A 19,895-nucleotide genomic window follows, 5' to 3' on the forward strand; every position below is an offset into this window, starting at 1 on the left:
CATTATGAAAACCCCTTTTACAATAAACCGTATAACCACTAATTTAGGTATATTTAAAGTCAAAGGGGTGTGGTGTTCTAAATACAAAACCATAGGTAGCGAAGATATAACTTCACTGCAAGTAATGGGAACAGACGGTTGGGTGTGCTTAAATCATAAATCTAAAGACTGCGCCCAGTGCATTGATAAATTATTGCCGGAGTTATTGCTGCAATTAAAAATATGAAAAATAAGAGTAAACAACCATTTTTATAAAAATAGTCGAGTTCAAAGTTTGACTTATAAGTAGGCTATATTAAAGTAATATATATTCAAAAATTTATGTTTAACATGTATTTTTGCCATTCTAAAGTGTTGGTTTTGATGACATTTAAAACATACTCTTAAGCTTTAAAGTAACAGTTAACTGTTACTTTGTACTAAATTAGCTCCTAAATTTATAAATTTTATATCACGCATATTGGTAAGGATATTAATGTTTTTTTCTAATAGTAAACAAAACGAAATAGCATCATTAAAAGCGGAGCTTTATCCCCTGCAACAAGTATGGGAAGGCCTTAATCGTGAAATGCTGGTGATTAATATCCTTTATGATGGGCGAATTTCCCACGCTAATGAACAGCTATTAAAAATGTTGGGTTATCGAGAAAATCATATTATTAATACACCAATTGTAGATATTATTTCTGAGCACTCTCAACATTCTGAAGAATATAAAAGCCTACAAAAAGCAATTAAAAAAGAGGGCCATTGGGGCGGTGCATTACAATTTATTCGCCAAGATGGCCAAGTTGAATGGTTGCGCTTAATTGTTCATCCTGTAAAAGGAGAGCAAGATCAGCTTTTGTATTTTTCTATTTTTTGTACCGTATTAACCAAAACAATTACTGCATCTCGTGAGCAAAGTGACACAATTAAAGCAATTTATCGTTCTATGGCGGTTATTGAATTTGATTTAGAAGGGCATGCTTTAAAAGCTAATCAGCAATTTTTAGACGCTATGAGCTATAAAGAAAAAGAAATTTTGGGTCAGCATCACCGAATTTTTTGTGAGCGCGAAGAGGCTGAATCTCCAGAGTACCAAACGTTTTGGCAAAAACTTAGGCAGGGTCAGTTTATTGCGTCTCGATTTAAGCGAGTAGATAAGCACGGCAATGTTGTATGGTTAGAGGCATCTTACAATCCTATTTCTAACGATGCTGGAAAACTATATAAAGTAATGAAATTTGCCACGGTGATTACAGAGCAAGTAAATCGAGAAATTGCAATTTCGCAAGCAGCAGAAATTGCCTACAGCACGTCAACCCAAACAGATAAAAAAGCAGAGCAAGGCGCTGAAGTAGTTAAAGACACTGTGGCAGTAATGACAGAGCTTGCAATTAATATGGAACAAGCGGCAAGTGAAATTTCGGCATTAGATCAACAATCTCAGCAAATAGCGAGCATAGTTCAAAGCATTAGCAGCATTGCAGAGCAAACTAATTTGCTCGCATTAAATGCAGCCATTGAAGCGGCTCGTGCTGGTGAGCAAGGTCGGGGGTTTGCCGTTGTAGCAGACGAAGTTCGTTTACTCGCATCACGCACGTCTAAAGCAACAGAAGAAATTGTAGAAGTTGTACAGCGTAACCAATCTCAAACTCAAAACACAGTAGATGTGATTGAAAAAGGTAAAGAAAAAGCAGAGCAAGGCTTAGCTTTATCTAAAGAGTCTGGACATGTAATGACTGAAATTCAAAATGGTGCTCAAGAAGTTGTAAATGCTATAGGGCAATTTACAAGCGAGCTTAAAGGTCAATAATTGTTATAACATCAATCTATGTGTACCAAACTTAAAATCTTTTAGGTTTGGTACCGTATATTTTTAGCGCCTCATCAATATTTAATATTACAAACCTCCCATAATAATCCTAAATATAACAATTCTTACTATATTGATTTAATTGGATTAAATTTATATTTATTACAAATGATAATAATTTGTTGCATTTTTGTACTTTGTTCCTAATACTGGTCATTGTCTGGACTGATGAGTTACACACATTGCTTAGCTAAGCACTTTATACCAATTCGCTTAATTAAGTGATCTAGTTTGAGGGTGAAAAAACATGTTGATAGCCAGCAAAAAATTCGCTATTTGGTTGCTCTAATTAAGAATTTTTTAACGTCGTTAACGTGAGATATAAGCCTTACATATGCGTAATTATTTCTGTTCAGCACAAAAAAATAATGACAATGAATACCTTAACTAAAAATATTAAACACACACATTAAGGAATTTTATGAACAACACACACACACACAAATGGCTGAAGCCACAACATATACTAGGCGCATGCCTTGCTATGGTAATAAGCTTTTCAGCTGCGAGTAAAGATCACAAAATAATATTAATCCATGGCTTGCAGGTTTCTCAAATAACCAATAAATCAGGTAGCGACGTTGTAAACGATGGCGAAACATATTGGCAGTCCTATTGGAATAACCGAGCAGATGAGCGAATTGATTGGCCTGCCTACGAGCGTGTTGAAGGTAAAATAGCAACAGATTGGGTTTGGCCTAAATTAAAGCAATTATCGCGCTCAAACTTATGTGCTGATGGTTGTGTATTAGTGACACACTCAACGGGGGATTTAATTGCACGCCATATTATTGATAACCAAGCAAACTGGTTAGAAAACGCAGGGCTTACTCCACTTAATATTGTTGCTACATTTGATTTAGCTGGTGCTGGTGGCGGTAGTGAACTTGCTGATGTTGCTGTAAGCGCACTAACCGGTGCCTCATGGAATTTTGCTATAGATGCAGCACTTAGATGGTGGCTAGGAAGCGATGTTACTGAAGCGGTTGGCGTGTTACATGATTTAAAAGTAAATAATGCGCGTAAAATTTCTCCATTTCCAGATGCGCGTACACCTCGTTTACGTTTTGTTGCTGACGGTAATGAATTCTTAGGTATCACAGGCGCATTTTTAAAAGGTAATGACGATTCGGTTGTTGCGTCGCACTCATCATGCGGTGCAAGCTCAGCGCGTTCATTTGGTAGCTGTAGTAGCAGTATTGATACTGATGGTCGATTAAAATCACAAAGCGATGCTGTAAATAGTTTTATGCCTAATCATTATCCTATGATGATGAGCGACAGCTACAGCCATAACGAAATTCATAATGCTCAGCGTAAAGGTAATGTAACCATTGCTATGAATAATATAAATGTTGATGGGCAAAATGTTGGTTTTAATACATTTGATCAGACAACGGGTACGTGGTTTTGGAAAAAGAACTATCGCTATATTAAAAACTCAAATACAACGAGTGCTTCTGCATTAATTTATAATGTGATCCCATAAACGTTGAATGTGCAGCTTTTTTAAGCTGCACTTTTTATAAGGATTGAAGTATAAATGATAAAAAAAATCTTCGTTGTCATTTCAATAATGGCTGTATTTGCTTTACTAGTATGGCCCTCTCAAGAAGAGGTAGAGGCTGAGGTTTCTGTTGTTAAGGTAAAACAGCCTGCCACCGTTGAGCATAAATCAAACTTACAAAAAAGCACTGCAAATTTGCCCGGTAAATCACCACAGAAGCATAAAGTAACAACCGATTATAATAGCAACTTAGCAAAAGCCGCTGAGCAGATTGCAATTCAATATGAAAGTGCACTTAAATACCCACCGTATTCACAACCCTTATCTGAATTTGATGAAGACCGTTTAAAACCTAATCAATTTTATCCTGTTGAAAGCCCAATAGATGACAAAGGAAATGCAGTTACAATCAGCCTGAGTAAATATAGGTTTGTTTACCCAGAAGAAATTACATTAAAAGTCAGCGCAGGGGGCCTTAAAAATGTGATTGTAGAGCTTGCCAATACAGATACAAAAGAGATAGTAACAACTTATAAAAGTAACGCGCGAGAGGGCGAAGCCAATGTTATTTTTAAAGCAGAGGAAGACTACCCGCGAAATTTACAAATATTTGTTGAAGCTAATGTTGATGGGAAACAAATCCCCGTGGTGGCGCAAATCCAATATATGCCTCCAAGTGCTACACTTCTTGGCTTTGAATCGGCATATCCACAAAATGAAAACATGCTTATACCCGCCAATTTAAAAGTAGCTAAAAAAGGCTTGTATCGTCTTCGGGCAAATCTGTTTAGTGGCGACACACCACTTGCGCATTTGGTGAGTAAACAACGTTTAAGTAAAGGAAGCCAAACTATTGATTTAAAAGCGCACTGGTCAATTTTGCCACAAGGTATGGCTGATATGCGATTGAGTGGATTTGTAATTGAAAGAATGTCCCCCAGTCCTGGTGAGCGAAACAGTTTTGGTAACAGTGAAGTTAGTCATTTTGATATAAATGACTTTCCTTATGACAGTTTACAACAGCTGCCGTACCAACCTAATGAACAAGAAAAATTAAGCTTGGAGTTTTTACAAGGATTAGCCGAGGGTTAAACTGGTTTTGGGTTTGCTATACAGCAAACCCAAAAATACAACGTAGTTAACTTAAGTTGATTGTAACAACACCCGAATTTTCGTCGTCTGCATCGCTGTTGACCGGTACTTTAGGAATATCTGGCTTGTCGAGTGCAATATCACCGCCGTCAATAACGTCACCCGTTTTTAGGTTTTCAAAGTCAAATAATTGAGCATCGGCTAAGTGAGAAGGCACTACATTTTGCATTGCTGTAAAAATACTTTCTATGCGACCCGGATGATCTTTATTCCATTGCGCCAACATATTTTTTGTATGTTTACGTTGCAGGTTCTCCTGAGAACCACACAAGTTACACGGAATAATTGGGTAGCCTTGAGTAAATGCATATTTACTAATATCAGCTTCTTTACAGTATGCAAGCGGGCGAATAACCATATGCTCACCGTTGTCGCTCATTAATTTAGCTGGCATACTTTTTAGTTTTCCACCATAAAACATGTTTAAAAACAGTGTTTCAATCATATCGTCTCGGTGATGGCCAAGGGCTATTTTAGTTGCGCCAAGTTCTTTAGCTGTGCGGTATAAAATACCACGGCGTAAGCGAGAACACAGCGAACAGGTGGTTTTACCTTCAGGAATTATATCGGTGACAATGCTGTAGGTATCTTCTTCTACAATTTTGTACTCTACATCGAGTTTATCTAGGTACTCGGGCAAAACATGTTCAGGGAAACCGGGCTGTTTTTGGTCGAGGTTAACAACCACAAGATCAAATTTAATCGGTGCAACACGTTTAAGGTGCTGCAGCATTTCAAGCATTGTATAGCTATCTTTACCACCCGAGAGGCAAACCATAATGCGGTCACCTTCTTCAATCATGTTAAAGTCCATAACGGCTTGACCAGTTAAACGGCGTAAACGCTTTTGTAACTTATTAAAGTTATATTGAGCTTTGGCTTGAGCTGAGTTAGACACTACGCCCCCTTAGTAAACAATGCGGCAAAATACTTGCTAGAAATAAAGGGGCGTATTATATGTTATTAGCATATCTGGAGCTACAGCAAAATTTATTAATCTTTTGCTAGTGGGCTTACATAGCCATCTGGTTTTAGTGCTAATACATCGCAGTCTAGGCTATCTATTACATGCTCTGCAGTATTGCCTACCAATGCGGCGCTTAATCCTGTACGGCCTACGGTTCCAATAACAACCAGCTCGCTGTTAAGGCGTTTAGCAATGTCGGGGATCACGTCTTCTGGTAAACCTTCTTCGATAAAGCAGTGTTCACTAGTTAAAGCAAACTCAGTAGCCAGTGCATTGGTTGATTCTATATGGTGTTTTTTTACTGACTCGTTGTAAAGACTAGGATTAAACTCTGGTATTTCAATCGCTATATTAATAGGGGTTGCGGGGAATGCATTGACTAAATTCAGCTTTGCGTTTGCAAGTTCACATAAAAATTGCGCGTCTTTAATTATACGTTTGTTTAACGCAATATGCTGATCATTCTCACTCACTGCGTTAACTGCAGCTAAAATATTGCCATTTTCAGGCCATGCCATTTCTTTTACAAATAACACCGGAGTAGGGCATTTACGCACTAAATGCCAGTCTGTTGGGGTAAATATTACCGATTTTAGTGCACCATGTTGATGGGTACTTTTAATAACTAAATCGTAGTTTTGATCAATAACTGTTTCAATAATGGCTTCGTAAGGGCGGTTATGCCAAACAACTAATGTTTCAATATTTAGCGTGTTATAAGGTGAAACTAAATCGTTTAGCCAAAGTTCGCGGTCTTTTAAAACGGCTTCTCGCATGGCTTCGCGCTCATCGCCTGAGAGCATGGTTGTCATTTCATACGAAAAATCATATACCGTCATAAAGGCAGTAATGGTTGCGCCAGATTTTTTTGCCAGCTCGACTGAGCGCGCTAAACCGTGTTGGTCGTCTTTGGTAGGGTCAATAACCGCAAGAATGCGTTTAATTGTGTTCATGTGCTACTCCATTTACCTAACTGGTGTACTTTTAGTGTAACTCAAATACAAAACAGTTAAAGGCCTAGCACATAAATTGTTGTTCTATATCAATGTATATCTATCTAACAATGGCTGCCGTTTTAGCCAGTGCGTTATTATCTAAAATAGTAATAAACTTGCCTTCTACTTTAATCAAATCAGCCTTTTGAAAGCGGCTTAATAAACGGCTAATAGTTTCTACTGTTAGGCCTAAGTAATTACCTATTTCACCACGGGTCATGGTAAACCTAAATTCTTTACGCGAAAAACCACGTTCACCAAATCGTTCCGATAAGTTATAAACAAAACTAGCTAAACGCTCTTCTGCCGATTTTTTGTTAAGTAGTAACAACATTTCTTGATCGTAGGTAATTTCACTGCTCATTAAACGCATTATTTGCTGGCGTAGTTTAGGTAATTTACCTGCAAGTTCATCAAGGGTGTCAAAGGGAATTTCGCAAATCATTGAGGTTTCAAGAGCCTGAGAAAAGCTCTGATGTGTCATTTTACTAATTGCATCAAAGCCTACTAAATCGCCTGCTAAATGAAAGCCAGTAATTTGCTCATCGCCTTGCTCAGACAAGGTATATGATTTAAATGAGCCAGATCGTACTGCATAAATTGCTTTTAATGAAGCACCCGATTCAAACAAGTAATCTCCCTTGTGTAATGGCTTTTTTCGCTCAATAATCTCGTCAAGTTTATCCATTTCTTGGCCATTTAACGAAAATGGCAAACACAATTGGCTTATGCTGCAGTTATTACAGCTAATAGCACAATTACCTTTAGCGCGACTTTGAGTGAAATCCATAATTTTATCCGTTTTAGTTTTTATATACTGGGGCAAATAAACCTCGAAAGGTTAATACACCTTAAACATTAATGTACTAACTTATCGGTTGCAATAATCAATAAGTAGATACCATACCAAATTATAACACTACCTAATACAATGCGGGTCCAGGGATGATTTATTATGCTATTAAGTTTTTGCGCCGCAATGCCTACGGTGATCATGGCTGGAAATGTACCTAGTGCAAAACATAACATCACTATTGCGCCATCAAATGCTGTTGGGCTTGTCATTGCCCATGTTAGCGCAGAGTAAACCAAACCGCATGGCAACCACCCCCATAATGCGCCATAACCCAATGCTTTAACCGTTGAGTCAACGGGCATTAAATATTTATTAAGCTTCACTATATGCTGCCAAATAAGCGTTTTGCCTATTTTTTCGAGCCATTGCAATGTTGGACCTAAACGCATTATGTAAACGCCAACCAAAAGCATAAAAATGGCAGCAATAAATGAAAGCGTTATAGAGAATGATGTGTTTTGTTTAGCAAATTGGCTGCTTATACCCGCAACGAGTGAGCCTGCAACCATGTAACTTAATGCTCGGCCAATGTTATAAGCAAATGAGTAGGAGAGTGTTTTTCGCTTTTCGCTGGCTAATTGTAAAGAGCTTGCAATCCCTCCACACATTGCTATGCAGTGGCCACTACCAATTAAGCCCATTAAAAATGCGCTTATGTATAAAGGGTCAATCATTGCTTTTATTATGCTGCTCTTTGTCATCTTCAAACAAAATACTGTGGCCTTGTTTGTTTAAATCAGAAAACTGCTCGCTTCTTACTGCCCAAAAAAATACGCCAATAGCAATAAGTACAAACAAAATGGCAATGGGGATCAAAATGTAAATTATGCTCATAACTTTAATAGCCTCAGTGAATTACATATCACAATAATCGAACTGGCAGACATGCCAATGACCGCCATCCAGGGAGCAACTAATCCAAGCGCTGCAAGCGGTAAGATTGTGCCATTATACAACAATGACAATGTTAGGTTTTGTTTAATAATACGCCGAGTTTGTTTAGCTATATTCAGTAAGTGATCAATAGACGCTAAATCGCTATTTAGCAGTACAACATCGGCGCTGTTTTTTGATATATCAGCGCCGGTTTCCATTGCAATAGATAAATGGGCACTTGCAAATACAGGGCTATCGTTTATACCATCACCCACCATAGCGACTACTTCATTTTGAGATGAAAATGCCTCTACGGCGGTTTGTTTATCTTTTGGTGAGCAACCAGATTGCACGCTGTCTAATTTTAATTGCTTAGCTACTTTGTTGCCCGCATCTGACGCATCACCAGTTAACATGTGGCAAGTTAATTGCTGTGCGTGTAACGATTTAATTAAACTTTCGGCATCGTGCTTTACTTTATCCACAAAATAAAAGCGTGCCACAACACGTTTGTTTATGTACAAACTGGCCTGTGCGTTTGTTTTTTTACTATCAAACCAACCACTTTTACCTATAGCATAATGAAAGGTTTCATCTTTTGCACTGATCCCTAAACCTGCGTGCACTTCAATGTTATGCAGCGTATGCTTTGCTGGAGTGAAACCATCAAAAGCAGTTGCAATCGGGTGCTCAGAAAAACGCTCCAACATTGCTGCAATGGCCATTACATCATCTTTTGAATAGTGGCTGTCGATAATATCGACCTCATCAAGGCTAAATTTACCTTGGGTGAGTGTGCCTGTTTTATCGAACGCAAATAACGTTAATTTGGAGAGTGTTTCAAGTACATGAGTTTGCTTAATTAAAATTCCCTTTTTGGTTAGGCTGGCAATTGCACACGTTAAAGCAGTCGGTATTGCTAAACTTAAGGCACAAGGGCAGGTTGCAACTAACACTGAAATAGTGATCCAAAAAGCGTGCTCGGGATCAATTTGATACCACCCAATAGCGGTTAATGAGGCAAATACTAACAAGCAAGCTACAAACCCTTGAGCGACTTTATCAGTTATTTCGACCAGTTTGGGGCGTTTTGTGAGTGCATTGTGCTGCAGGCGAATAATTTGATTTAAAAGTGTATTTTGACCTATTTTGTTTATTTTAATTTCAATAACACCATCGTGGTTTACACAGCCGGCATACACATTATGGCCTATAAACTTGTTAACGGGTTGGTGCTCGCCGGTCATCATTGATTCATCAACCGTCGTTTTACCTTTAATGAGTTCGCCGTCGGCGGGAATGGTTTCACCTGCTTTAATAAGCACAACATCATTAAGTTTAAGCTTTTTAGCCGCAATAATGAGTTCTTCACCACTATCTGTAAGCGTGCGAGCCGTTAATGGTAGTAACTTTTGAAGGTTTGCTGTGTATTCACTTGCTTTTAAGCGTGCTCTAAATTCTAAATATTTACCCAGTAATAATAAAAAGGTAAACATGCAAATAGATTCAAAATATACCTCACCAACTTGCATAACAGTGGCATAACAACTGGCTCCGTAGGCGCCAAAAATGGCTAAGGATACAGGTAAATCCATATTAAGCTGCTTAGCTTTTAAGCCGTTAATTGCATTGGTTAAAAAGGGCAGGGCACTATACAAAATAACGGGAGAAGCAAGTACTAAGCTTATCCATCTAAAGTACTGTTCAAAATTACTATCCATGCCTGAAAACATGCCAAAATACATGGCAAATGCAAACATCATTACTTGCATTGTCATTAAGCCTGCCACGCCTAAGCGGCGAATATATGCTTTGGCAGTTTGTTGCTTTTGTTGTGCTTCGGTATCGGCCTGAAATGGGTACGCCTTGTAACCAATTTTGGCCAAGGCAGTAATCACTTCGCTTAGTGGTGTCGCTGTTTTGTCCCACTGGATCATTGCACGGTTAGTTGAGGTATTTACATCCACTCGCTTTACGGTGTTTAAACTCAATAATTGCTTTTCTATAAGCCACGCACATGCAGCACACGTAATGCCTTCAACACTCAATAATACTTCTGAAATATTGTTACTCGTGGCTATAAATTCATCTTGAATATCTTCGTTGTCATAACTTTTAATAAATGCCAATTGCTCAGGAACAAGTTGCTCCACTTTACCCGCACTGACTGTGCGGTACTTGTAGTAATCAGTCATTCCTTGCTCAACAATATTTTGCGCTACGGCCTGGCAACCAATGCAACACATTGGCTGGGGGGTATCGTCTATTGTAACTGTGGCGCTAAATCCTTTTGGCACACTCTCAAGGCAATGAAAGCAAGAGTTAGACATAGTAATAACTACTTATAGTTTGGCGTAACTAAAACGGTTTCAACCGTGGGTAGGGTAATGTTTTCTTTTAATTTCCATGTTTTATCGATAGGTTCAATAAAAATGGAGTAAGCACCCTCAGTGTAATTTTCAAGTAGTGCGGTGAATTCTTTGTTTGCATTAGCTGTAAGTGTCGCTTCAAAGTCGTGAGCTTTAATTGTACGGTGATAAAACGATACTTTTAAAGCCGGTACATTACTGCTATCGCCTTTGGTAAATTTAAAACTCACTCGGTCATTAGTTACTGCTAATTCACCATGTAAATAGAGCGCTTTAGCTTTCTCGAATTTACTGAGCTCTAAATTAATTGCTTTACCTTTTTTATAGTAATCATCAACAACCATATCTGGGCCGTTGCCAATTGCCGTTATCAGTAAAGTAAAACAGCCAACAATGGCTGCTAGCGGGAAAAAAATTAAAAACCAAGGCCAAAAGTTTTTATACCACGGAGTAGGTTGCATAGTGACTCTAATGTTAGTTTCGAAGACGTTATTTTATAGTAATTGTACGTAAAAGACTAAAAAAAAGCCTCCTAGTGGAGGCTTTTTTGATCTGGATTAATCTATTGAATTTAATAAATTAATTTATAAACATTCTATTAACAGCGTGCTTATTTATCTTGCGATAAATTGTAAACGTACGCTGTTAAAAGGTGGATTTTATCTTCACCTAAAATGTCTTTCCATGCAGGCATTACACCAGCACGACCGTTAAGCAGAGTTTCTTCAACGGCACGTTGAGAACCGCCGTATAACCAAATGTTATCTGTTAGGTTGGGCGCGCCAAACGGTAGGTTGTGAGCAACCGACCCTTTACCGTCTGCACCGTGACATGCTGCACACATTGCAAACTTAGCTGCACCAGCGGCTGCATCTTTTTGGTTAACTGTACGACCAGAAAGGCTTAGCACGTGTGCTGTCATTTCTTTTATACCTTGTTCACCTAATGCTGCACCCCAAGGAGGCATAGCTGCAACACGACCAATTAGAAGAGTTTCTCTAATTTTGTCTGGTGTGCCACCGTATAACCAATCTTTATCAGTTAGATTAGGGAAGCCAATGCCGCCACGTGCATCAGAGCCATGACACTGCGCACAGTTTTGTGAGAACAAACGTTGACCAATTTCTAACGCTAATTGACCATCTGTTTGTTCATGCTCAGTACCATTTTCAAGGGCTAGCTGCTGTGCTGCATCACCATCGATTTTAGATTGAACCAAATCTAAAACAGGTACTTTTGCAAGTCGATTAAAAATAGGACCAAAACGCTCTTCTGCTGCTTCGTACTCTTTATCAAGCTTTACAAAACGGCCTTCTTCAGCTGCTAATTTAACAGCTTCTTTCGATTCCGCTAAAGATGTAATACCCTGATTAGAGCTTGTCCATTTACCTAACCCTTCCCAGTTACCTAAACCTGGATAAGCCGCTAAATAGTAAACCGCCCATATAAATGTTGCGAAGAACATGTAAGTCCACCACTTAGGTAGCGGATTGTTCAGTTCGGTAATACCGTCATACTCATGCCCACAATCTTCACCTTCTTCAACACCAGCGTAGTTTTTTAAGTTCCACACTAATAGGCCAAAGATAATAAGTAAGCATGCTAGGGTTAAAACAATAACCCAAATACTCCAAAAGCTAGTCATTTTTCAGACTCCTTTTCCTCGTTAGAGAGTGTGTTGTTATGTTTTTTTTCATCTTCAAAAATGGCATTAGCAGCGTCGTCAAAACGATTTTTGGTACGCTTGCTGTATGCCCATACAACAATCACAATAAACAATACTAAAATTACCAGAGTTAAAATGCCTCTGTATGTTCCGTAATCCATAATAATTACTTCAAGTGCGTGCCAAGCTGTTGCAAATAAGCGATAAGGGCTTGCATTTCTGTCGCGCCTTTACCGTCATTCATTGCATCAACTTTGGCAACGTCAGCTATTAGTTCTTCATCGCTACCGTATCCTAAACCCGGATGTTTTGGGTTTTCTGGATTAATAGCGAATGTATCACGGAAAATTTGTAGTTTTTTCAGAGTTAAGCTGGTGTCAACTGTGTTCTCTGCTAACCAAGGAAAACCTGGCATATTAGACTCAGGAACCACATCACGCGGGTTTACTAAGTGAGCATAATGCCAATCGTCCGAGTAACGTTTACCAACACGAGCAAGGTCAGGACCAGTTCGTTTAGAACCCCATTGGAAAGGGTGATCCCATACTGACTCGCCTGCTACAGAATAGTGGCCGTAACGTTCAACTTCGTCACGAAAAGGACGAATCATTTGTGAGTGACAGTTATAACAACCTTCACGCACGTAAATATCGCGACCTTCCATTTCTAATGCATTTAGAGGACGTAAGCCATCTACTGGTTTTGTTGTGTCGTCTTGGAACATAAGTGGAGTAATTTCAACTAATGCACCAAAGCTAATAGCAAAAACAGTTAGTATGGCCATAAGGCCAACGTTTTTTTCTACTATTTCGTGTTTGTTTTGTGAATTTTTATTGCTCATCATCTCACTCCGTTATGCTAATTGTGCTTGCGCGTCTAACTTCAGTGATTCTTTTTCAGCTGAAATTGTACGGAAAACGTTATAAGCCATAACTAACATACCTGTTACGATGAATACACCGCCAACAAAACGCATTATGTAGAAAGGATGTGATGCTTCTAAAGACTGAACAAAGCTATACATTAATGTACCGTCAGCATTAACTGCACGCCACATTAGACCTTGCATTACACCTGAAATCCACATTGCAACAATGTATAAAACAACACCAACTGTGTGTAACCAGAAGTGGGTGTTAACAAGCTTAATGCTGTACATACGACCTTGTGCGAATAGTGCAGGGATAAGGTGGTAAATAGCACCAATCGAAATCATTGCTACCCAACCAAGTGCACCTGAGTGAACATGGCCTACAGTCCAATCTGTGTAATGAGATAATGCATTCACAGATTTAATTGCCATCATTGGGCCTTCAAACGTAGACATACCATAGAAAGACAACGATACAACTAAGAAACGAAGCACTGGGTCAGTACGCAGTTTGTGCCACGCACCCGATAAGGTCATTATACCGTTTATCATACCACCCCAAGATGGAACGAATAGGATGATAGACATAACCATACCTAAACTTTGCGTCCAATCTGGAAGCGCAGTGTAGTGAAGGTGGTGAGGACCGGCCCAAATATATAAAGATACAAGTGCCCAAAAGTGAACGACCGATAAACGGTAAGAGTAAACAGGGCGACCCGCTTGTTTAGGTACAAAGTAGTACATCATGCCTAAGAAACCAGCGGTTAATAAGAAACCTACAGCGTTGTGACCGTACCACCATTGCACCATTGCATCTACTGCACCAGCGTAAATAGAGTACGATTTAGTTAACGATACAGGCACAGCCATGCTGTTTACAATGTGCAACACCGCAACAGTAATGATAAAGCCAGCGTAGAACCAGTTAGCAACATAAATATGCGACACTTTACGTTTAATTAAAGTACCAAAAAATACAACTGCATAAATAATCCAAACAACTGCGATTAGAATATCGATTGGCCATTCTAGTTCAGCGTATTCTTTAGAGCTTGTAATACCAAGTGGTAAAGTAATTACTGCTAATACGATAACTAGCTGCCAGCCCCAAAATGAAATTGCGGCAAGTTTGTCTGAGAAAAGGCGCGTTTGACAAGTACGTTGAACGACGTAATAAGACGTCGCAAAAAGTGCACTTGTACCAAATGCGAAAATTACTGCGTTCGTGTGTAACGGACGTAGTCGAGAGTAAGTTAACCATGGTGTATCAAAGTTAAGTGCTGGCCAAGCTAATTGGGCAGCAATCAGAACCCCAATACTCATGCCAACGATGCCCCAAATCACTGTCATAATAGCGAATTGGCGTACAACTTTATAGTTATACTCAGTTTGTGATGCTACTGTTTGGCTCATTTTCTGGCTTCCGCTGCAATAAATGCGTTTAGAAATGAATTACCCACTTGAAAAGTGGGGCCTACTATTACTTCACAAGCATGTTACCTAAAACGTTCAAAGCATGAATGCTTCAGAAAACAAACTCGAGAAACCCTAATTTTTGCGAGGGAAATAATAAATTTTTTGGCCTAAAAAAGATAGGTCAATTACGTAATATTATGACATCAATCAAACTTTGTGACTTTGTTGTCTATTTTTTGATTAGCTTAGTGTCTAATTTTGGTTATTTAGTGCACCATGCTTGTCATTTATAAGCTTGATTATTAGTATCTGCTTTTATTCGAAGGACATGTTTTATGAAAGCAACCCAATTTTGTTTTGTGTTTTTGTTACTTTTACTGTTAACCGCCTGTGATTCTGGTGAGCATAAAAACGCAACGGTCCTTAAAAACTCAAACTGCGAACCTAACTTAGAATGTATTTACCCAAATAATGTGAAAGTGTGGCTTAGTCATCAATCTCTTTCACCTGAAACACCTTTTACAATTTTCAGTAAACTGCCTGATGATATAAAAATAACTCAAGCAAAGTTGAAGGGCATCACTATGTATATGGGGTATATTCCGCAGCAGTTTGTAAAGCAAGGCGACTTATGGAAAAGCGAAACCATGGTTGGCATTTGCTCAGAAAACAATATGCTTTGGACCTTAGAGTTAACCGTTATAAATACAACTACTTCAAAAGAAGATACCCTCAACTTTAACTTCTACGTTACCTACTGATAAACTCTTATTTTATTACGAATTAAGCAGCCAACCGATCACGTTTTATCCCAAAATTGTTGATTTGTACAAGCACACATACTCCATACAATGTAGTCCACATTTAAAAATCATACCTAACAAAGCAAGAGTGTTTGTTATTGACTATGAGCAATAGGCTTTTGTCATGGGTTAGCAACTATCAGGTGGTTTTACCTTTTTAATAATGCCGTGTGATTAAGTTGTTAATACCTGAATTATTACTAATCAGTAGGAGTAATTACATTTGATTACAAAGTAGCGGTGTTTGATTTCATCTGTACTTTAATTGTGTATAAGTTTTTTTAAATCATTAATTTTAAATTGTATTTTTATATTAACAATGAAACAAAGAGTAACCTTTGTACCTTTTATAGGGTGGTCTTTTTTACCTTTATTAAAAAACAATCAAGCGTTAAGTTTTCGTTCAGTTAAGTGCGCTTAAGTTGCCTGCCGACTCATTCTTCTTATAACAAATGAGCATTACCAATCTTGGTAAATTCCAACAAGTAGGATTCTTTCATGACTAAATCGACTCTTGGTCTAGCTGTAGTTGCAGCCATCCCAATGTTTTCAAGTGTACATGTACTAGCAGCAGACGAAGCTGCAAATTCAATCGAAAAAATTCAAGTTACGGGTTCACGCATCAACCGTACTGATATGGAAACAGCCAGCCCAATTACTGTTATTGGCGATGACTTTATTGCAAAAAGTGGTTTCACGTCTGTTGCCGATATTCTCTCAACTCAACCCTCTGCTGCGGGTATAAGCCTTGGTGCTTCAAGTAATAATGGTTCGGGTGGTTCTGCAACTGTTAACTTACGTGGCATGGGATCACAACGTACCCTAGTGTTACTAAATGGTCGTCGTATGGTTTCTTCTGGAACCGGTGCAGACTCTTCAGTTGATTTAAATACCATTCCTGTTGCAATGATCAAATCAATTGAAATCTTAAAAGATGGTGCATCAGCGGTGTATGGATCTGATGCAATCGCCGGTGTTGTTAACATTATTACCAAAAAAGATTTTGAAGGTACTGAGCTTAATGTTGAAGGAAGCCGCACAACGAAAGGTGATGGTAATAACTACGGTACTAGCTTATTACATGGCATGCAGATTGCCGATGGTAACTTAGTAGTTGGTGCCCAGTTTTCAAGCCGTGGAGAAGTGATTCAATCAGATCGTAGCTTTGTGCCTGCAGGACAGTCGTCGTTTATTCCACAAGGTACTTTAGGCGGTAAAACATACGAAGGTAATGGTGTATTTGCCGATAGAACAACGTCGTACGACTTCACTACATCGAGTTATGCGCAAACACCAAACGATTTGTACAGCCTTTTTACAAGCTTTGATAAAGAGCTAGACGCTGATACCACTTTTAATGTTGATCTAATGTATACACGTCGTGACTCATCACAGCAATTGGCACCTCAACCAGCCAGTGTAGATTTACTTACAGCAAACCTTGATAGCGAATACACTAATGCGTTTATCGCCGACGGTGAGCTTGCCGATTCGCTAGAGTATCGCAGAAGAATGGTTGATGCTGGCCCGCGTATATACGAGCAAACAACAGACACATACCGTGCATCTGTGGCATTACAAGGCATTTTAGATAACGATGCAAGCTGGGATGTGAGTGCTACATACGGCAGAAACGACTCTAAAGATAAAGTACAAAACTCGATTAATGCAAGCCAAGTAGAGCAAAGCATTTACGCAAACCAAGCACTTTGGTTTAGTGGTGATGCACTTAGCCGTGACTTTTTAACTGCTAACGATTCTATTTACACCGAAAATAACGAAGGTGGAAATGAGCAATTTATCTTATCAGCAGGTTACAGCGCACTAACCGATAGCGATATTGGTTACGCTATAGGTATTGAGAACCGTTTTGAAAGTGGTTTTTACACACCTGATTTAATTACACAATTGGGCCAAAGTACAGCTGCTCAGCAAGATCCTACTGAAGGTGATTATTCGGTACAGTCGATTTACTTTGAAACATCGATGCCTGTCTTAGAAGTGGTAACACTTGAAGGGGCTGCACGTTACGACAATTATTCTACGTTTGGTGGTGAGACAACGTGGAAGCTTGGCGCTACTTGGGATGTAACAGATTCATTTATGGTTCGTTCTGTACTTGCAACTGGTTTTAGAGCACCAAACGTTGCTGAACTATTTGGTGGTAACTCGGGCTCATACGATTACCTAGCCGATCCATGGGGTAACGAGCAAGATGCGCAAATTTTAGTGAACTACACAAGTGATGCTGACTTACAAGCAGAAGAAAGCCGTTCGTTTACATTTGGCATGGTGTGGGAAGTAGTTGATGGTTTATCTACAACGCTTGATTACTGGAAGTTTGACATCACTAACGCTATTACGCGTTTAGATGTACAAAACGAAATGAACAACTGTTTTGCGGGCGATACGCAATCGTGTGATTCGGTAAATATTACCCCAGCGGGTGATTTATCAAACTTAAGCTCTGCATTAACCAATGTTGGCTCTCAAAAAACATCAGGTATTGACTGGAACATTGGTTACACGGCCGATAACTACCGCGTCAATCTAGATACCACTTACTTAGTTGAATTTGAGCAAGATGATATTGATTACACGGGGACTATTGACGGTAACATTGGCGGCTACTCTAAAATCAAATCTAACTTGTCTGTAAATTACGATTTGTCTGATGCGTTGAGTGTGCTTTATAACGCACGCTTTATTCGTGGTATGAGTGGTGATTATTACGGTGAGTCGTTCAGCACTGATAATGTTATTTACCACGATATTTCAATGACGTACAACCTAAATGAATCACTGAAAGTGACAGGTGGTATGAATAATATTTTTGATAAAGAGCCTGAAGAAGTCCTTGGCGGTAATGACATGGGCACCGTACCAGAGATTTACGACGTTATTGGTTCACGAGTATTCGCAAGTATTAATTACAAGTTTTAACTGTAAGTAACTTGAACGCTATTTAACCATTCTATTTATAGCCGAATTCAAGTTAGGTATAAAACTTTTAAGGCTCCGTGTTTACGGGGCCTTTTTTATTGAACAAAGTAAACGAGGGAAGTAAACTAAAAACAACAAAAAAAGGAGAGTTGATTGCTAAAACAAGACGAAAATTTATCTTTTGTCATTGAGCCCGAGTTAAATGCGCGTTCAGAGCAGCGTATTGATCTGTATTTTTCTATTCCTAATGAAATGGGAATAAATCCAAAAACGTTAAGTGAAGAATCTTACTTCAATAACCAGTTTAAATCTCACTTAGCTTACAACGCCAATAATATTCATTTGCCACTAGTACGAAGCCGTTTTGTGAGTAAAAACAAAGGTGAGCAGCAGGATTACAGGCAAAATCTAAATTTATTTTGTTACCAAGTGCGTTTAGCGCTCGATGCTGATATTAAGGATGCACTTAAATTAAATGAGGCAGAAGAGTTTTATAATCGCGCAAATGAATTATTTGAGCAAAGCGAAGGGTTATTAAAAAAGCTACGCCGTTATACCCCCGATGACGAAAAATTACTGCCATTTTATACAAATGCAGATAACTACCTTAGCTGGCACGTAGAACAATCATTTTTAAAATTGTTAGATGAAGGGCCGCGTAGTAGTGATTTTGCTAAAGAGCGGAACGACCTTTTGCAGTTTTGTAAAAGCGAAAACGTTTACCGAGCAGATAAAAATTACAACTCTGAAACCACACTACAAGATGCTAACCGCATCACAAACAAAATGCGTTTGCTACAACGTTTAATTGAGCATGGAGTAATACTGCAGCGTAATACTCGCTTTTTAAACAGTTACTTAAAGCGATTAGTAAAAGGCACGGTGACTGCAGTTATAATGGCGTTTGTTATGTTAGTTATCCTTAATGCACGCTCAAGTTTTACCGAGGTCACAGCCACGCTTATTTTGATACTGGGTGTTATTTATGGCCTGCGTGAAATATTTAAAGAAGACATAACCCGTGTGATTTGGCGTGCTATTGTTCAAGGGCGGCCAAAATGGCGGTTTACATTTAAAAACAGTATTACCAAAGATAAAATAGCAAGTCAGTTTATTTGGCTTGAGTACACGCGGTTTAAAAAAATCCCCAAAGAAGTACAAACTATTTTTTCAAAACGTCGTCAGCAAAATAAACAGGCCGCGCAATGGCTGCATTTTGCAAGTGAAACCCGCGTGTCGGCAAAAGAGTTTTTACCAGGGTACGATACGTTACAGCAAACATTGCAATTTAACTTAGCGCCATTTGCCCGCTATTTAAAGCGCGGTGAAGGGAAGCTCTATCATTTAGACAGTAACAAAATATCAAAACAAGCCGTAGAACGACGTTATCAATTAAATATGGTACTGGTGCATACAGAGGGCGATAAAACACTTTATCAGCGTTATAAAATTACGTTAAATCGCAGTAAAATTGTCAATATTGAGCTTATTTACTCTAAAAAATAGGTTTTATAGCCATATAATTAAAAAAGGGGGATAGATATAATCTATCCCCCTTTTTTAATTATTTAAGCGTTACTTAGTTAGCTAAACCATGTTTGCTATATAAAGTT

18 protein-coding genes are annotated in these 19,895 nt (G+C 38.7%); 7 read left to right on the forward strand and 11 right to left on the reverse strand.

The window, feature by feature from the left end; all coding sequences use genetic code 11:
* Positions 1–4 precede the first annotated feature (4 nt).
* From CWB62_RS14850 to CWB62_RS14865, 4 genes are all read left to right on the forward strand, one after another.
* Positions 5–226: a hypothetical protein gene (locus tag CWB62_RS14850; protein WP_138530204.1), complete on the forward strand. Its 222-nt coding sequence runs from the start codon at positions 5–7 to the stop codon at positions 224–226.
* Positions 227–475: 249 nt separating this feature from the next.
* Positions 476–1,798, forward strand: a complete 1,323-nt coding sequence (locus tag CWB62_RS18945) for a methyl-accepting chemotaxis protein (RefSeq protein WP_058406019.1) — start codon at positions 476–478, stop codon at positions 1,796–1,798.
* Positions 1,799–2,279: 481 nt separating this feature from the next.
* Positions 2,280–3,347, forward strand: a complete 1,068-nt coding sequence (locus CWB62_RS14860; RefSeq protein ID WP_058406020.1) for a hypothetical protein — start codon at positions 2,280–2,282, stop codon at positions 3,345–3,347.
* A 54-nt stretch (positions 3,348–3,401) separates the two neighbouring features.
* On the forward strand, positions 3,402–4,457 hold the full coding sequence (locus tag CWB62_RS14865) for a hypothetical protein (protein ID WP_082653645.1): 1,056 nt from the start codon (positions 3,402–3,404) through the stop codon (positions 4,455–4,457).
* Between the two features lie 46 nt (positions 4,458–4,503).
* On the opposite strand, the gene ttcA is transcribed toward CWB62_RS14865, so the two are convergent.
* From ttcA to ccoN, 11 genes are all read right to left on the reverse strand, one after another.
* On the reverse strand, positions 4,504–5,415 hold the full coding sequence (ttcA, locus tag CWB62_RS14870) for a tRNA 2-thiocytidine(32) synthetase TtcA (protein WP_138530202.1): 912 nt from the start codon (positions 5,413–5,415) through the stop codon (positions 4,504–4,506).
* A 95-nt stretch (positions 5,416–5,510) separates the two neighbouring features.
* Positions 5,511–6,437: a universal stress protein UspE gene (gene uspE / locus CWB62_RS14875; protein WP_138530200.1), complete on the reverse strand. Its 927-nt coding sequence runs from the start codon at positions 6,435–6,437 to the stop codon at positions 5,511–5,513.
* A 100-nt stretch (positions 6,438–6,537) separates the two neighbouring features.
* A complete protein-coding gene (locus tag CWB62_RS14880) occupies positions 6,538–7,269 on the reverse strand; it encodes an FNR family transcription factor (RefSeq protein WP_138530198.1) in 732 nt (243 codons plus the stop codon).
* 68 nt (positions 7,270–7,337) lie between these two features.
* The gene (locus CWB62_RS14885; protein WP_138530196.1) at positions 7,338–8,009 is read right to left on the reverse strand and encodes a sulfite exporter TauE/SafE family protein; all 672 of its coding nucleotides are present in this window, start codon (positions 8,007–8,009) and stop codon (positions 7,338–7,340) included.
* Positions 8,002–8,169, reverse strand: a complete 168-nt coding sequence (gene ccoS / locus CWB62_RS14890; RefSeq protein WP_006794301.1) for a cbb3-type cytochrome oxidase assembly protein CcoS — start codon at positions 8,167–8,169, stop codon at positions 8,002–8,004. The genes CWB62_RS14885 and ccoS overlap by 8 nt, the downstream gene beginning before the upstream one ends.
* Positions 8,166–10,541 carry a heavy metal translocating P-type ATPase gene (locus CWB62_RS14895; RefSeq protein WP_138530194.1) on the reverse strand — a complete coding sequence of 792 codons (2,376 nt, stop codon included), beginning with the start codon at positions 10,539–10,541 and terminating at the stop codon, positions 8,166–8,168. The genes ccoS and CWB62_RS14895 overlap by 4 nt, the downstream gene beginning before the upstream one ends.
* An 8-nt stretch (positions 10,542–10,549) precedes the next feature.
* The gene (locus tag CWB62_RS14900) at positions 10,550–11,041 is read right to left on the reverse strand and encodes a FixH family protein (protein WP_138530192.1); all 492 of its coding nucleotides are present in this window, start codon (positions 11,039–11,041) and stop codon (positions 10,550–10,552) included.
* 149 nt (positions 11,042–11,190) lie between these two features.
* Complete coding sequence (locus CWB62_RS14905) at positions 11,191–12,225, reverse strand: c-type cytochrome (protein WP_058406027.1); 1,035 nt, start codon at positions 12,223–12,225, stop codon at positions 11,191–11,193.
* Positions 12,222–12,407 (reverse strand): CcoQ/FixQ family Cbb3-type cytochrome c oxidase assembly chaperone, encoded by a 186-nt coding sequence (locus tag CWB62_RS14910; RefSeq protein ID WP_006794297.1) that lies wholly within the window; start codon positions 12,405–12,407, stop codon positions 12,222–12,224. Before CWB62_RS14910 ends, CWB62_RS14905 begins: the two co-directional genes overlap by 4 nt.
* Before the next feature lie 5 nt (positions 12,408–12,412).
* Complete coding sequence (ccoO, locus tag CWB62_RS14915) at positions 12,413–13,087, reverse strand: cytochrome-c oxidase, cbb3-type subunit II (RefSeq protein ID WP_006794296.1); 675 nt, start codon at positions 13,085–13,087, stop codon at positions 12,413–12,415.
* A 12-nt stretch (positions 13,088–13,099) separates the two neighbouring features.
* A complete protein-coding gene (gene ccoN, locus CWB62_RS14920; protein ID WP_006794295.1) occupies positions 13,100–14,533 on the reverse strand; it encodes a cytochrome-c oxidase, cbb3-type subunit I in 1,434 nt (477 codons plus the stop codon).
* A gap of 338 nt (positions 14,534–14,871) precedes the next feature.
* On the opposite strand from ccoN, the gene CWB62_RS14925 reads away from it, so the two are divergent.
* The 3 genes from CWB62_RS14925 (at position 14,872) to CWB62_RS14935 (ending at position 19,788) form a co-directional block, all read left to right on the forward strand.
* Complete coding sequence (locus CWB62_RS14925) at positions 14,872–15,297, forward strand: hypothetical protein (RefSeq protein ID WP_138530190.1); 426 nt, start codon at positions 14,872–14,874, stop codon at positions 15,295–15,297.
* Positions 15,298–15,837: 540 nt separating this feature from the next.
* Positions 15,838–18,282, forward strand: coding sequence for a TonB-dependent receptor (locus tag CWB62_RS14930; RefSeq protein WP_138530188.1), 2,445 nt, complete (start codon positions 15,838–15,840; stop codon positions 18,280–18,282).
* Between the two features lie 153 nt (positions 18,283–18,435).
* On the forward strand, positions 18,436–19,788 hold the full coding sequence (locus CWB62_RS14935) for a hypothetical protein (RefSeq protein ID WP_058406030.1): 1,353 nt from the start codon (positions 18,436–18,438) through the stop codon (positions 19,786–19,788).
* The last annotated feature ends 107 nt before the right edge of the window (positions 19,789–19,895 follow it).

Source organism: Pseudoalteromonas sp. S408, assembly GCF_005886645.1.
GTDB lineage: Bacteria > Pseudomonadota > Gammaproteobacteria > Enterobacterales > Alteromonadaceae > Pseudoalteromonas.